This is a genomic window from Roseibium sp. MMSF_3544 (assembly GCF_030732845.1).
Taxonomy (GTDB): Bacteria; Pseudomonadota; Alphaproteobacteria; order Rhizobiales; family Stappiaceae; genus Roseibium.
In genome coordinates, this window is the sequence record NZ_JASHKA010000024.1 from 43696 (window position 1) to 58086 (window position 14391).

Genomic DNA, 14391 nt, shown 5'->3' on the forward strand with positions numbered 1-14391 from the left:
CTACCGCGTGGCGACGCCGAACGGCATTTTTTCCCGGGCACGCCGGTACCATTCGATGATCTTGCGGCGTTCGTCTTCTTCCATGTACGAGACATTGACCGGCGGCATCGCGTTGGTCACGCCCGCCTGGAGATAGATCTCGCGCGCGGCGCGGACAACGTCGGCTTCGGTCTCCAGAACCAGGCCTTTTGGTGCCCAGTGAATGCCTTCGTAAAACGGTTCGCGGGCGTGGCACATGGCGCAGCGCCCAGGCACGATCGCCATGACATCCTCAAATCCGTCGGTGGAAGCAAACACCTGCTCAGTCGGGTTGAGCTCACGTGCCTCTGCCGCGTCCAGGCTGCCGTCCTTCCACATGGGGGCCATGCTGAGTTGAATGATTGCGATAAACAGGATCGCCGTCACCAGCCAGGTCCACATCACGCTGCCGCCACCGGCATGTTTGGTGTTGAAGTAATGGCGGATCGAGACGCCCATCAGGAACACGAGCGCGGCGATCACCCAATTGTATTCGGATGCGAAAGCGAGCGGATAGTGGTTGCTCAGCATCAGGAAGACGACCGGCAGCGTCAGGTAGTTGTTGTGCATCGACCGAAGCTTGGCGATCTTGCCGTATTTCGCGTCAGGCGTTCGTCCGGCCTTCAGGTCCGCCACGACGATTTTCTGGTTCGGGATGATGATGAAGAAGACATTCGCCGTCATGATCGTTGCGGTGAACGCACCGAGGTGCAGCATCGTGGCGCGGCCGGTGAAGATCTGGTCGTAGCCCCAGCCCATGCCCACAAGCATGACAAACAGCAGAACCATCAAAAGGGTCGGGCTGTCGCCGAGCTTCGACTTGCACAGGTAATCGTAGATCAGCCAGCCGATTGTCAGTGATCCTGCGGAAATCAGAATTCCCTGCCAGAGCGCCAGATCCGCCTTTTCCGGATCGATCAGGTAAAGCTCACCGCCGACCCAGTAGATGATCATCATGAGCGCGGCGCCGGAAAGCCAGGTGGCGTAGCTTTCCCATTTGAACCATGTCAGGTGTTCCGGCATGTTTTCCGGAGCGACCAGATATTTCTGGATATGATAGAAACCGCCGCCATGAACCTGCCATTCCTCGCCGAAGGCGCCCTTGGGCAGATGCGGTGACTTGCGGAGACCCAGGTCCAGCGCGATGAAGTAAAAGGAGGAGCCGATCCAGGCGATCGCGGTCACGACATGCAGCCATCTAACTGCAAAAGCCAGCCAGTCCCAGATGATGGCGATATCCAGCATGTTGTCCCTCCGCTGCCCCTGTTCCGGCTACCCTAGTCTAACTTGAAATTTTCTGGTATCTCGACATAATTCCGAGCAGTTTCAAAAAAACCGGAATAATGAGGCCGTGGCCTATCTGGAGAATATTCGAACTTTTCTGCGTGTATATGAGCTCGGGAATATGTCTGCAGCCGCGCGCGACCTCAGGATTTCCTCGGCCGTTGCCTCTGCCAGGGTTTCGCAGTTGGAAGAGCACCTGAATGTGCGTCTGTTCCAGCGAACGACGCGCGCTCTCAGCCCGACGGAACACGGCAATCTTTTTTATCGCGGAGCCACGAAGATCATCGATGCGGTCGAGGAAGCTGAAGCGGAAATCAGCCATGTCACCCGCTCGCCGCGCGGCACCTTGTTCATCGCAGCTCCGATCGGGATGGGACAACGCCTGATCGCGCCCGCAATCCCGTTGTTCAAGGACGCCAACCCGCTGATCGAAATCCGGCTGAGACTGTCGGACAGGAAAGTGGACTTGACCGGCGAGGGGCTCGATGCGGCTTTCTTTCTTGGACTTCCTGAAGATTCAACACTGAAGATACGCAAGATCGCAGATTGCGAGAGGATGCTGTGTGCAGCGCCGAGTTATCTTGCGCAAAGAGGCACGCCGAAAAGCCATGAAGACCTGTCTTCCGGCAAACACGATTGCCTCAATATGCGCTATCCGGGTGCACCGGAATTCCAGTGGCCTCTCGTGACAAAATCGGGCGTCAAAAAAGTGCCTGTTTCAGGCCCGTTCGAATCCGATCATGGCGATGTGCTGACCGGCTGGGCGCTCGACGGGCACGGTATCGTGCTGAAACCGGTGTTCGAGATTGCCAATTATCTCGCCTCCGGACAGCTCATTCCGGTTCTGGAAAACGAACCCCCAGTGCCTGTGCAGATGGCCTGTCTCTACACGCACCGGAAGCGGCAGGATCCAAAGGTGCGGTTGTTCCTCGATTTCATGGTTGCTCAGATCCTGAGGCATCTGGATGAAAATGCAGTGCCGTAACTTGCTGCGCAAGTTGGACGGTGGTGCCTTATGAGCAGTTTCAATAATTTCCGGAAAGCCTTCAGATCTTTTTTGCGTTAGACATCCTTGAGCAGCAGGAGGTGTTTCGTGAATCGCTACATACGTGACTTGAGGGGTTATGGGCCGTTTCCGCCGGATCCGAAATGGCCTGGAAATGCCAGGGTCGCCGTCCAGTTCGTCCTGAACTACGAGGAAGGTGGCGAGAACAACATCCTGCACGGCGATGCCGGTTCCGAAGCGTTCTTGTCCGATATTCCAGGCGCTGCGCCCTGGCAGGGACAGCGCCACCGGAACATGGAATCGATTTATGAATATGGTGCCCGTGCCGGGTTCTGGCGGCTTCACCGCCTGTTCACCCGTGCTGGAATCCCGCTGACGATCTACGGGGTTGCTTCCGCGCTTGCACGCAATCCGGAGCAGGTTGAAGCCATGAAGGACGCGGACTGGGAAATTGCCAGCCATGGCCTCAAATGGATTGAGCACAAGGACATGTCGGAGGAGGAAGAGCGTGCTGCGATCGCCGAAGCCATCCGATTGCATACTGAAGTTGTCGGCGCGCCTCCGCGCGGCTGGTATACGGGCCGTTGCTCTGAAAACACCGTTCGCCTTGTTTCGGAAGAAGGGTGCTTCGATTACATCTCCGACACCTATGACGATGACCTTCCCTATTGGCTTGACGCTGATGGCAGGGATCAGCTGATCATCCCCTATACGCTTGAAGCCAATGACATGCGCTTCTCCGTGTCGCCCGGCTGGAGCGATGGTGAGGACTTCTTCAACTATCTGCGGAATAGTTTCGACGTGCTGTACGAGGAAGGCGAAACCGACACACCGAAAATGATGTCGATCGGGCTGCACTGCCGCCTGGTCGGCCGCCCGGGCAAAATCGCGGCACTCAGAAAATTCATCGACCATATCCAGTCGCGCGAGGGTGTCTGGTGCGCGCGCCGCATTGATATTGCAGAGCACTGGGCAGAACATCACCCTCCGCAACACCGAATGAGGCCAAGCGGCATGGACCGGCCCGAATTCGTCGAGCAATTCGGCGGTATCTTCGAGCACTCTCCCTGGATCGCGGAACGCGCGTTCGATCTTGAGCTGGGGCCTGCCCACGATTGTGCCGCCGGTGTTAATAATGCCCTTTGCAGAATGTTCCGCTCGGCAAGCGATGAGGAGCGCCTCGGCGTTTTGAAAGCGCATCCGGATCTGGCGGGCAAGTTGGCAAGAGCCGGCCGGCTGACGGCGGAAAGCACGTCGGAACAAGCCAGTGCCGGGCTGGACCTTCTAACGGATGCGGAACGTGAAACGTTCACGCAGCTCAATGCCGACTATGTTGAAAAACACGGGTTCCCGTTCATCATTGCTGTGCGCGATCACGACAAGGCATCGATCCTGGCGGCCTTTCATCGTCGGATTGGCAATGACCGGGACACCGAATTCAAGGAAGCGTGTTTCCAGGTGGAGCGTATTGCCCACCATCGGCTGAAGGATCTGTTGCCGTGACGAAATCCAGCGACCGTGCCCCGCTCCTGACGGCGACCGCGCTGACTGCAGAGGCCTTCGCCGCCCATGGCGACGTGATCGAGGTCAACGGCATACCGGACTTGATCATCAATCAGGGCATGTGCGGACGCCATCATGACCGGGCAACGCTCGACTTTGGTTCCGGAAAGGCAGGTATCAGTCTGTTCGATGCCAACGCAAGGTCATTGCCATATACGGTCGATATGGTCGAGCGGCACCCGGAGGGAAGCCAGGCCTTCATTCCGATCGATGGTGTTCCGATGCTGATCGTCGTCGCTGATGACAGTGACGGTACCCCCGTCAATCTTAAGGCTTTCGTCAGTCAGTCCGGACAATCGGTCAACATTCACCGCGGTACCTGGCATGGCGTCCTCGCGCCGCTGGGCAGGTCAGGCAGGTTCATCGTTGTCGACCGGATCGGCGAGGGTAACAACCTTGAAGAATACTGGTTCGAAACGCCCTATGTGGTGGACGCCGCCGAGGGCTGAGGCTCAACGGAACGGCAACGCGGACAAGCGCCGGATTGCCTTGTCATCCCTGCGTCAGGCGTCGTGACCGATGCTCTGGCGTGGGTTCCGCGGTTATCCTCGCCATCGCAGCCAGCGCCGGGGGTACTGGATCCCGGTCTTGCCGCTTGAGCGACAAACCGGGATGACAAACAGAGCGCGTGACGAAATGGCAGAACCTGTTGGCTTACGGCTAAGCAGCGCTTGATGTTCTCGTCTTGTCATCCCTGCGAAGGCAGGGATCCAGTAGACACCCGCTCTTGAGATTTGATCGAAGGTCTGCGGCGTCCTCGCTCCTGGTTCGGACAGAGCAAACAGCGATGATCTTTTGCAGCTCTTTCTGCGGGCCACACCACAAACCAGGACCGCATCCTGACCGCTTTCTGCTCTGCGCAGTCTTCAGCGCGCGGTCATCAGCCGGGCCATATCGATCATGCGCCGGGAAAACCCCCATTCGTTGTCATACCAGCCGAAAATGCGGGCTTGGCGTTCGCCGACGGACAGGGTCTCGGGCAGAGCGATGACGAGGGACTCGGGCCGCGCGCGCATGTCGGTGGAAACGACATGGTCGTCAGTGAAACCAACGACCGGGTTGTCTGCGAAGATCTGCCGAAGGATTTGATTGACGGGCTGGCCGACGGGTTGCTTCCAGGTCACCGTCAGATCGACCGCCGACACACTGATGGTCGGAACGCGAACAGCAGCGCCCGTAATCACGCCGTCGATTTGCGGCAACACCTTGCCAACCAGTTTCGTCGCGCTGGTGGTGGTTGGAACCATCGAAACGCCACCCGCCCGGCTGCGCTCAAGCGGTCCGCGCGGTGCATCCACCATTGGCTGGCTGCCGGTGTAACAATGGATCGTTGTCATGTGACCGGCTTCGATGCCGATGGCATCGTCGAGGCCGCGCAACAGCGGGGCAAGCGCATTGGTCGTGCAGGATCCGTTTGAAACGATGCGATGTCCGTTGAGCTTTTCTTCATTCGCGCCCCGCACAAGCGTGATTTCGGCGGCAGGGGACGGACCTGAAATTAGCACGTTCTGCGCGCCTGCCTTTAGTCCGCGCTGCGCTATCTCGGGTGTGTTGGCCCTGCCTGTGCATTCCATCACGACATCCACACCACGAAGGTCCAGCTGCGAGAGATCCGCTTCTGCGGAAAACGGGATCACATGACCGTTGACTGCAAGGCTCTGATTGCTTTCTGAGACGTCACCCGGATAAGGGCCGAAGACGCTGTCATACTTGAAAAGGTACGCGCAGGTGTCGAGCGGTGCGATGTCGTTGATCCGCACAACGTCCACCTTCTCAGCTTCTGGCAGCTGCAAAATCTGGCGCAAGACAGTTCGGCCAATCCGGCCGAACCCGTTGATGACAATCCGCATTCCAACGACCTGCTAGTTGAGTTTCGTCGATCGTGGCACCGCCCTATTCAGGTGCCGTTCCGGAAGGCGTATCATGCTTTAAGCTATTGATCTCATTTATATTGTCCTTAAGGACAATATGATCTTTGCGCTAGCGCGCGGCTGGTCTCAGCGGCATGTGCCGGTTGACGTCCTTGTAGAGCAGGTACCGGAACGGACCAGGTCCGCCCGCATAACAGGCCTGCGGACAGAATGCGCGCAGCCACATGTAATCGCCGGCCTCAACCTCGACCCAGTCCTGGTTCAACCGGTAGACCGCCTTGCCCTGAAGAACATAAAGGCCGTGCTCCATGACGTGGGTTTCCGCAAAGGGAATGACGGCACCGGGCTGAAAGGTGACGATGTTGACATGCATGTCGTGGCGTAGGTCCGTTGGTTCAACGAACCGGGTGGTGGCCCATTTACCGTCGGTGTCGGGCATGGCAATGGGCTCGTTCTCGCTTTCGTGGGTCACGAAAAAATCCGGTTGGTCGAGACCTTCGACTGGTTCGTAGGCTTTGCGGATCCAATGGAAACGCACATGTTCAGTGCCGGAGTTCCTGAAGGTCCAATCGGTTTTGGGAGGCAGGTAGACGTAGCTGCCAGCGCGCAGTTCATGGGTCTGGCCATCCCTTGAGAGCGTCGCTGTGCCCTCGACAATGAACAGCACGCTTTCGGCAACCGGGTCGGTGTCAGGCCGCTCGGACCCGCCGTCTGGTGCGACTTCCATGATGTATTGCGAAAAAGTTTCGGCAAAACCGGAAAGCGGGCGCGACAGAACCCAAAGCCTGGTACCGGACCAGAAGGGCAGGTAACTGGTCACGATGTCACGCATTGTGCCGCGTGGTATGACCGCGTAGGCGTCGGTAAACACGGCGCGGTCGGTCAGAAGTGTTTCCTGCCCAGGGTGTCCGCCTTTCGGCGCGAAATAGCTATCAGACACGGTTCGGCTTTCTCGGGTTCAATCGGATACAGCACAGACTATGCCGACGAGGCCTCACTTGGACCAGCCGGTTTGAGGGATGAAATCTTTCCTGAAAACCAAGAAAGTGAGATCCGCATTTTTGTTTTTTTGGAAAATACGGCGATCAGGCACTTTTCTTGATCATAGCGGAGCGCATGGTTGTCATTTCATCGCTCAGAAAGTCGCAAAAGTCCTTGGCGACGATTGAAATTGGCCGGTGAGTTGGCGTCAGAATGGAAAGGCCGTTCTGAATGCGCGGCCGGAACGGGCGAAAGACGATCATCGGGGGACCCATACCAAGACGCCCGTCCTCCTGGGCCTTGTATGCCGTCAGCATGTCGCAGATAAGGGCACACAACCCGGCTTCGACAAAGCGCAATCCCGCCAGCGCAGTCTGCAGCTCAAAGCGTTGATTGAAGCGCACGCCGGCGTCGCGAAAACGGGCCAGTGTCTGTTTGTGGCTGCGATGCTCGGAATGGAGCAGCGCCAAGGGATATCCGTCGAGCTCCTCGGGCGTGATGACTTCTTTCGCGGCAAGCGGGTCGGTCGCCGGAACGGCGCAAAGGCATTCAAGGTCAAAGTCGATCTGATCGAAAGAATTGCGCGCGCGCGGGGTCTCAGTGAACCCGATATCGAATTGCTGGGCTGCGATCAGCTCCTCGATCTCCGATGATGTGCGGCTGGCCAGCGCCACTTTGACGCTCGGTTTGTCCGCCACAAACTTTGAGAGACTGTTGGGCAGGAAGTCGGCGACCGCTTCCGGTACACCGGCGATGCGAAGCTGGCCGTGTTCCCGGTTGGCGAGGCCGCGCAGTGTGCGTTTGGAAATCTCGAGCCGCTTCAGGATGGCTTCTGCTTCCTCGAGAAAGAATTCCGCTTCCGGCGTCGGCACGAGACGGCCCTGTTCGCGCACGAACAGTTTCAGTTCCAGTTCCGTTTCAAGGCCCGCAATGGTTGAGCTGACGGCGGGTTGTGTCCGGCCTAGCGTACGGGCTGCCTCTGAAATGGAACCACTACGCATGACCTCACGAAAGGTCGCCAATTGCCGAATCGACAGGTTCATGGATACGCGAGAACCGCCCCCTAGATCATATTATGAAATAATGTGTCGCGTAAGGGGGGCAAGGTCAACTGCTGCAAGCAAAACCCGTTCAATTTCACAGATTTAGCCGGGGATTAATTTTTCAACTTTGAAGAAAAAATCAACATTAAACTCAGGCACAACTTGTAATTGCTTGCGCGGTTTAAGTGAAAAACTGAAGGAGTCGACGTTTTTCAAAATAACATTGTCCGGTCATTCATCCGGCGACCAAAGCCGGTCGAGATCGAACGCGGCGACGTCCTGCAACAGCTCGATAAAGCCCCTGGCGGCGTGGTCAAGCGACTGACGGCCTTTTTCGGCTGTCGCAAGAGCCGCGTTGCCGACCGCACCATGTGGATTGAGGTCTTGCGCTTTCCAGCCATATTGCGCCTTGCCGTGTCCGCGCAGGTGATTGAATTCCGACAGATAGCTTTGTTGTTCTGACGCAAAGTCCTGGGCCAGCTCCATGCGGACAAGGTCCGGGTGGAGGTGCAACATCAGCGACGTTTCAATGTCGCCGCCATGTATTCCATAGGTGAACTCATCCTCGGGAAACAGCCCCTCCGGCTGTCCAAAACGAAGCCAGTTCGTCGCGACCGCAAACATATGGTGCTTCACCCTGAGTTCGCGCGCCACGATATCCAGGATGGGGACGTTGCCGCCGTGCGAGTTGATCAGCACCAGCTTGCGTATGCCGGACCTGGCGACGCTTTCCCCTATTTCGATCCAGCAGCGTGTCACCGTTTCCCAACCAAGTGTCAGCGTTCCCGGAGAGGAAATGTGTTCGTCGGATTTTCCCACCTGTTGCGTCGGCAGGAAGGTAGCCGGAATGCCGTCGGGCAGGAGCTCCAGGACACGCGCAATCTGTCCTTCCGCGATGGCTGTGTCTGTAAAGAGCGGAAGATGGGGACCATGCTGTTCAATGGCGGCGACAGGCAAGACCGCAATCCAGTTCTCCCGCGACGGGTCCCGGAAGTCCTCAGTTGTCATATTATGCCAATAGCGCTTTGGCAGCATGGTCATATTCCGTTCGATCGATATTCCCACCCTGCTTTGCATAGCAGGGACTGACAGGCAAGTGGCACGCTGCCTACACCTCACGAACATATGATCGAAACAACTTAACCTCTGTTTAGAATTTGCTGACGTCTCTTGGCGACAATCGGTGCCATGATCGGCGCCTTGCTGTCCAATACGCCGGCGAACCTTTTGAGAAGCAGTGGTGTCGCGGGCGAACGGGACCCCGGGACGGGAGCGGATGCTTTCGGCCGGGACAGGGAGAGTGCGCGCAACAGCCTGGCCAGCGCGTCCGTCCAGTCCGTCCGAAAGAACAACAGCCCGGTGCTGACTGCAGAAGCTGTTCTCGCGCTCCAGGATGCCGAGAGCGCGGAGACAGCAAAACGCGGTGCCACGAACTCCCAGTCCCAGGGTGCTGACGAAGAAACCGACGGTTCTACCGAAGGACAAACCTCCGCTGCCGGAACAGGCGCCGCATCCGGCCAACCCGGGCAGGGCCCTGCGCAGGCCCAATCAGGCGCTGACGACAAAGAAGATCCTGACGGTGACGGCCTGAACGAGGCAGAGGAAAAACAGGTTCAGGAACTGGCCAAGCGCGACCGCGAGGTGCGTGCGCACGAACAGGCTCATGCGCGTGTCGGCGGTCCTTACGCAGGCGCACCGAGCTACACGTTCCAGCAGGGGCCGGACGGCAAGCGCTATGCCATTGGCGGCGAAGTTCAGATCGACACCGGCAAGGAAAAGACACCTCAGGAAACCATCCGGAAGATGCAAGTCGTCATTCGCGCCGCGTTGGCACCGGCAGAACCGTCGTCGCAGGATCTGAAAGTCGCACAGCTGGCCCGCTCGCAGCTTTCTGAGGCTCAGGCCGAAGCGCGCCAGGAAAGAGCAGACGAACTGAAGGGCGGCGATGAAGATGCTGCGAAAGTTTCTGATGTTGGAAATATTGGCGGCGCGAGCGATGCCCGGCGGTCCGCTTCGCAGGACGGCGAAAACGGGTCTGGCTTGGGGGCGCGCAATTCGGAGGCATCCACGGCCTATCAATCAGCACTTCAACGGGTGAATGAAGCCGAGGCTTTGGTTGCTTCGATTGTGGCCTAGCGCCTACGCTCGGTTTGTCTTTCCATGATTTCCTTCCCGGGCAGGCACTAAATGAACATACAACGAAAATCCGTCCGAATACAGGATGGCACTGTCTTGAGTTATCTGGAGGGCGGGGCTGGCAGGCCGCTTCTCATGGTGCACGGCTGGTCTCAATCGGCCATTGGATATTCCGGTCAGTTTGACGCTCTTTGTAAAATCCGCCGCGTGATCGCTCTCGACTGGCGCGGGCACGGGGAGTCCGGAAAGCCCGAGACAGGTTACCGGATTTGCCGGTTTGCCAAAGACCTGCTGGAATTTACAGACGCTTTGGCGCTTCGGGATTTCGACATTCTTTGTCATTCTCTCGGCGTGTCTGTGTTCTGGGCCTACATGTCCATGTTCGGAAACGAAAAGCCTCCCAGGAAACCAGTGTTCGTCGATGAGCCGGCAGCTCTTCTTGCCCGGCCTGACTGGACTGAGGAGACGAGGCGCAACGCCGGTGCGATCATCGGCTCTCTAAAGATGCTAACGGACTTCACCACGGCCATCCGCAACGCCGAAACGGTTGCCGCGCACGCGGAAATCATGCGTCCGATGTTCACCGCGTCCTATCCGCAGGAAGCACTTTTGGGCACTGCAAAGGAAAACCTGAAACTGCCACGACGGTACGCGGCCAGTCTTCTTGAGGACAATTGTCTTCAGGATTGGCGAAGCGTTGTCAGCGACTTGCGAAATGAGGTTCTCGTCGTTGCAGCGGAAGCGAGTCCGCACCCTTTGGACTCGCAGAAGTGGATAGCCGAGCAAATAGACGGCGCAAAGCTGGAGGTCATCTCCGAACGCGAAGGTGGCAGCCACTTCATGTTCATGGAAAACCCGGATTGGTTCAATGTTGCGGTCGCCGGGTTTTTGAACGGAACAGAAAAAGGCTGACCGTTCGAGTGACATCGCACCGGTTCAACAGTTGTTTTACCCCCGGACAAATGCATCGCTTGTTGAACCGGGGCTGAGAACACGATACAGCCGTCGTCACAGTTTTTTGCGGAGACACGTTTCTCCAAATTCAGGTCACACCATGCCAGCCATCGCCGCGCGCCGAGTAGTTTCGGCGGTCTTTTTCATGTGCGGAACGTTCATCGGTCTCTGGGCGTCGCGCATTCCGGACTTCAAGGCGGCCACTGGTCTGAGCGAAGGCGGGTTCGGTCTTCTATTACTGGTCATGGCGCTTGGGGCCTTTACCGCTTTTCCGCTTGCCGGTGCGCTCATGGACCGGCGTGGGTCTGCTGCGGTCACGAAACTTACGGCGGTCTGTACGGTCGTTGCCTTCACGCTTATCGGACTGGCGCCTTCAACGCTGCTGTTGACGATAGCGCTCTTTCTCGGCGGATTTGCCTTCGGCGCTCTGGACGTATCCATGAATGGGTGGGGGGCGGAGGTTGAAACGGCACTGAAGCGTCCGGTCATGTCCTCGTTTCATGGTCTGTTCAGCCTGGGTGCCGGAGGGGCGGCGGCTGTCGGCGGGCTCGCGATCGAGCTGGGCTTGAGCGTGCCGCAGCACTTTTGTCTGTGGAGTGTTCTTTCGCTTCCGATCCTCGTCTGGTCGCTTCGCCAGGCCTGGCCGCATACGCCTGCCGGTGATCCGGCGGCCAACAAGCCGCCGTTGTTCGCCATTCCAAAAGGTGCGCTCTTGCTGGCAGGGCTGATCGCGCTTGTCGCCGCGCTCGGAGAGGGCGCGATGACGGACTGGGCCGCGCTCTACCAGATCACCGATCTTGGATATTCGGAGTCGATTGCTCCGACGGCATTCACGGTCTTTTCCGTCGCCATGGTGATCATGCGGCTTGCAGGAGATCGCATCATTGCGCGCTATGGGCCCGTCCCGGTCGCTCGTGCAAGCGGTGTTGTTGCCGCGCTTGGCGGTGTGTTGCTTGTCTCGGGTGTGAACATCTGGGTCGTCTGGTCAGGAAGCTTCATCATGGGACTGGGATACGCCGTCCTTTTCCCGCTTGCCATGTCACGGGCCGCGGCAGACCCGCACATGTCGAAGGGCCTTGCGCTCGCGTCCGTTGCAACGCTTGGCTATGGTGCGTTTTTGTTTGGACCGCCGTTGCTCGGATTCATCGGCGACTTCTTTTCCCTCAGGGCGTCATTCGGAACAGTCGCAGTTTTGACACTCGTGATCCCATTCATGGCAGGTGCTCTCAAAGTGCGCTCCTGAGCCGCAGAACCCACAGGTATTTGGCACAGCGCAGGCACTGGCAATCAGCCCATTACAAAGGTCCAAATGCGGTTGGTGCTGCCTTCCCGGAACCGGGCTGATCGTCCGCCGGTTCGACGGGCTCGCAGAGGTGCTTCGAAGTCACGTCATGAAGCGTTCAGAAAACAACGGCCTCTTAAGCTATTTTGCCGGCGAAAGACGGGCAAGTCGTCGCAGTTTCAAAAAAACCAAAAGCAGTCTTGAATGTGTCATTTGACGGTTAAATACTCCCGCTAGGTTTCGGCCGTGGCAAACGACTTGATGATTCGGGCTGATGTCGGGACAGGTAGCGAGCGATGGCGTTTAACTACAAAAAGAGCATTACTTTTCGGCTTGTTCAGGCGGCTAAAGCGCAGCGCGCCCGGTCGGGTGCGCATTTGATGCGTATCGGATTGCACCCCGGACAGGAGCTTGTGTTGAAGGTTCTGGCGGACACGGACGGTCGAACCATGAGCCAGCTGGCGCTAGCGCTCGGCGTTCAACCGCCGACCGTCACCAAGATGGTTACCCGTCTATCCAGCCAGGGATATGTGCGCCGGCAAGTCTCCGACACGGACGGTCGGCTGGCCCGTGTTTACCTGACCGAGGAGGGCCGGGAACTTGTCTTTTCAGTCGACAAGGCCTGGAAACGGTTGGAGCGGGAAGCCATGTCGGGTCTTGATGACAAGGACCGCAAGAAACTGCGCAAGCTGCTGCGTCAGGTGGAAAAGAACCTGTCTGTCGCTGTTGATGACGATCCGGAACATGAGAACGATTTTGAACCGGATAACGAAGAGACTTCCGAAACCGAAAAGAAGGGTTCCAAGGGCAAGGAATTGTCTGTTGCCTGACAGCCGGGACGCGAGGCAGTAATGCGCCAGCCTCCGTTCGGCTGTTTGTGAAAACGCGCCCTAGCGTTTCAAAGCAGGAACGATTTCGCCAGGAAGCCAAGTATCGCCGTCGTTGCAAGTACGGTGATGATCCCGCGTTTTGCACCGAAGACCAAAAATGCCGCCAAGAGGGCTATTGCAGCAAGGACCGGGTCCAGGCTGAGCGGGCGGGGCCAAAGAACCTCGAGCGGGCCGAACTCCACGGTCCGGGTTTCGGAAAAGAGCACATTCAGGGAAAACCAGACTGCAAGGTTCAGGATCGTTCCTGCTACTGCAGCGGTGATTGCGGAAAGTGCCCGGGCGAGTATTCGATTTCCCCTGAGCTTTTCCATCCAAGGCGCACCTGCGAGGACGAACAGAAAACTCGGCGCAAACGTGACCCAGGTCGTCAGAGCGGCGGCAAGGAGCGCGCCTGAGACAGGTGAAAACGGACCCGGGTCACTCCAGCCGCCCAGGAAGCCAACAAACTGTGTAACCAGAATGAGCGGACCGGGTGTTGTTTCCGCAAGTCCGAGACCGTCGAGCATTTCACCAGCTGTGAGCCAGGACTTGGTTTCAACCGCAACCTGAGCCATGTAGCTCAAAAGCGCATAAGCGCCGCCAAAGCTGACGACCGCCAGCAGTGAAAAGAACTCAGCGATCTCGACATAGACGTTCCCCGGTGCCAGCAGGAGGGCTGCTGCCAACGGCGGCGCGATCCAAATGGCAATCCCGATCAGGACCGTCCGAATTGTTTTGGCGACCGTCGTTTGAGATGTTTCGGCATCCTGATCCTGATGAGATGCGCCGGGTGCATGACCGAAAAACAGGCCAACGGCGGCGGCTCCCAGGATCACGAAGGGAAACGGAATCGACAGGAAAAACAGGGCGCAGAAGGAGAGGGCGCAGATCGCCCAGGCGAGGCGGGTCTTTAGTGCCTTCTGGCCGATCTTCATGAGGGCCTGCAGCACAATTGCGAGAACACCGGCCTTCACACCGTAGAAGATCGCCGAGATCACCGAGGTGTCGCCGTAAGCTGCATAGATGTAGCTGACTGCGGCCATTGCGAACGCGCCGGGCAGAATGAACAGCAGACCGGCAATCAGTCCGCCCAGTGTGCGTGCACTCAACCAGCCGCAATAGGTAGCAAGCTGTTGCGCTTCCGGGCCGGGCAGCAACATGCAATAGTTCAAGGCATGCAGAAACCTGTCTTCGGACAGCCACTTGCGGTTTTCGACGAATTCCTGGTGCATGACCGAAATCTGAGCCGCCGGTCCACCAAAGGACAGGAGACCGACCTTGAGCGACACGCGTGTCACTTCACCCAGCGACGGTCGTGTGCCACCGTCCGGTGAAGTTGGCTCTTCGGAGACTTGGTCAATCTGCATTGCGGAACGGTTCTCAC

Annotated in this window: 13 protein-coding genes; 7 read left to right on the forward strand and 6 right to left on the reverse strand. The window is 58.0% G+C overall.

Annotation, left to right across the window (positions count from 1 at the left end; genetic code table 11):
- A complete protein-coding gene (locus RBB47_RS25445; RefSeq protein ID WP_305988716.1) occupies positions 1-1263 on the reverse strand; it encodes a urate hydroxylase PuuD in 1263 nt (420 codons plus the stop codon).
- Between the two features lie 106 nt (positions 1264-1369).
- On the opposite strand from RBB47_RS25445, the gene RBB47_RS25450 reads away from it, so the two are divergent.
- From RBB47_RS25450 to RBB47_RS25460, 3 genes are all read left to right on the forward strand, one after another.
- Positions 1370-2287, forward strand: a complete 918-nt coding sequence (locus RBB47_RS25450; protein WP_305988717.1) for a LysR family transcriptional regulator — start codon at positions 1370-1372, stop codon at positions 2285-2287.
- Positions 2288-2395: 108 nt separating this feature from the next.
- A complete protein-coding gene (gene puuE / locus RBB47_RS25455) occupies positions 2396-3811 on the forward strand; it encodes an allantoinase PuuE (RefSeq protein ID WP_305988718.1) in 1416 nt (471 codons plus the stop codon).
- Positions 3808-4320: an ureidoglycolate lyase gene (locus RBB47_RS25460; RefSeq protein ID WP_305988719.1), complete on the forward strand. Its 513-nt coding sequence runs from the start codon at positions 3808-3810 to the stop codon at positions 4318-4320. The genes puuE and RBB47_RS25460 overlap by 4 nt, the downstream gene beginning before the upstream one ends.
- Before the next feature lie 417 nt (positions 4321-4737).
- Here RBB47_RS25460 and RBB47_RS25465 read toward each other — a convergent pair whose 3' ends face one another.
- The 4 genes from RBB47_RS25465 to RBB47_RS25480 form a co-directional block, all read right to left on the reverse strand.
- Positions 4738-5721: a type I glyceraldehyde-3-phosphate dehydrogenase gene (locus RBB47_RS25465; RefSeq protein WP_305988720.1), complete on the reverse strand. Its 984-nt coding sequence runs from the start codon at positions 5719-5721 to the stop codon at positions 4738-4740.
- 130 nt (positions 5722-5851) lie between these two features.
- The gene (locus tag RBB47_RS25470) at positions 5852-6682 is read right to left on the reverse strand and encodes a bifunctional allantoicase/(S)-ureidoglycine aminohydrolase (RefSeq protein WP_305988721.1); all 831 of its coding nucleotides are present in this window, start codon (positions 6680-6682) and stop codon (positions 5852-5854) included.
- Between the two features lie 145 nt (positions 6683-6827).
- Positions 6828-7766, reverse strand: a complete 939-nt coding sequence (locus RBB47_RS25475) for a LysR substrate-binding domain-containing protein (RefSeq protein ID WP_305988722.1) — start codon at positions 7764-7766, stop codon at positions 6828-6830.
- Positions 7767-7997: 231 nt separating this feature from the next.
- Positions 7998-8801, reverse strand: a complete 804-nt coding sequence (locus RBB47_RS25480) for a creatininase family protein (RefSeq protein ID WP_305988754.1) — start codon at positions 8799-8801, stop codon at positions 7998-8000.
- 135 nt (positions 8802-8936) lie between these two features.
- On the opposite strand from RBB47_RS25480, the gene RBB47_RS25485 reads away from it, so the two are divergent.
- From RBB47_RS25485 to RBB47_RS25500, 4 genes are all read left to right on the forward strand, one after another.
- The gene (locus RBB47_RS25485; RefSeq protein WP_305988723.1) at positions 8937-9902 is read left to right on the forward strand and encodes a putative metalloprotease CJM1_0395 family protein; all 966 of its coding nucleotides are present in this window, start codon (positions 8937-8939) and stop codon (positions 9900-9902) included.
- 51 nt (positions 9903-9953) lie between these two features.
- Positions 9954-10814 carry an alpha/beta fold hydrolase gene (locus RBB47_RS25490; RefSeq protein WP_305988724.1) on the forward strand — a complete coding sequence of 287 codons (861 nt, stop codon included), beginning with the start codon at positions 9954-9956 and terminating at the stop codon, positions 10812-10814.
- Positions 10815-10956: 142 nt separating this feature from the next.
- Complete coding sequence (locus tag RBB47_RS25495; protein ID WP_305988725.1) at positions 10957-12099, forward strand: MFS transporter; 1143 nt, start codon at positions 10957-10959, stop codon at positions 12097-12099.
- Between the two features lie 335 nt (positions 12100-12434).
- Complete coding sequence (locus tag RBB47_RS25500) at positions 12435-12968, forward strand: MarR family winged helix-turn-helix transcriptional regulator (RefSeq protein ID WP_305988726.1); 534 nt, start codon at positions 12435-12437, stop codon at positions 12966-12968.
- 68 nt (positions 12969-13036) lie between these two features.
- On the opposite strand, the gene chrA is transcribed toward RBB47_RS25500, so the two are convergent.
- Positions 13037-14374, reverse strand: coding sequence for a chromate efflux transporter (gene chrA, locus RBB47_RS25505; protein ID WP_305988727.1), 1338 nt, complete (start codon positions 14372-14374; stop codon positions 13037-13039).
- Positions 14375-14391 lie beyond the last annotated feature (17 nt).

Coding starts and splice junctions, on each gene's coding strand:
- RBB47_RS25445 (WP_305988716.1), bottom strand. CDS start 1,263: ATGCTGGATATCGCCATCATCTGGGACTGGCTGGCTTTTGCAGTTAGA.
- chrA (WP_305988727.1), bottom strand. CDS start 14,374: ATGCAGATTGACCAAGTCTCCGAAGAGCCAACTTCACCGGACGGTGGC.
- RBB47_RS25480 (WP_305988754.1), bottom strand. CDS start 8,801: ATGCTGCCAAAGCGCTATTGGCATAATATGACAACTGAGGACTTCCGG.
- RBB47_RS25490 (WP_305988724.1), top strand. CDS start 9,954: ATGAACATACAACGAAAATCCGTCCGAATACAGGATGGCACTGTCTTG.
- RBB47_RS25465 (WP_305988720.1), bottom strand. CDS start 5,721: ATGCGGATTGTCATCAACGGGTTCGGCCGGATTGGCCGAACTGTCTTG.
- RBB47_RS25475 (WP_305988722.1), bottom strand. CDS start 7,766: ATGAACCTGTCGATTCGGCAATTGGCGACCTTTCGTGAGGTCATGCGT.
- RBB47_RS25500 (WP_305988726.1), top strand. CDS start 12,435: ATGGCGTTTAACTACAAAAAGAGCATTACTTTTCGGCTTGTTCAGGCG.
- RBB47_RS25495 (WP_305988725.1), top strand. CDS start 10,957: ATGCCAGCCATCGCCGCGCGCCGAGTAGTTTCGGCGGTCTTTTTCATG.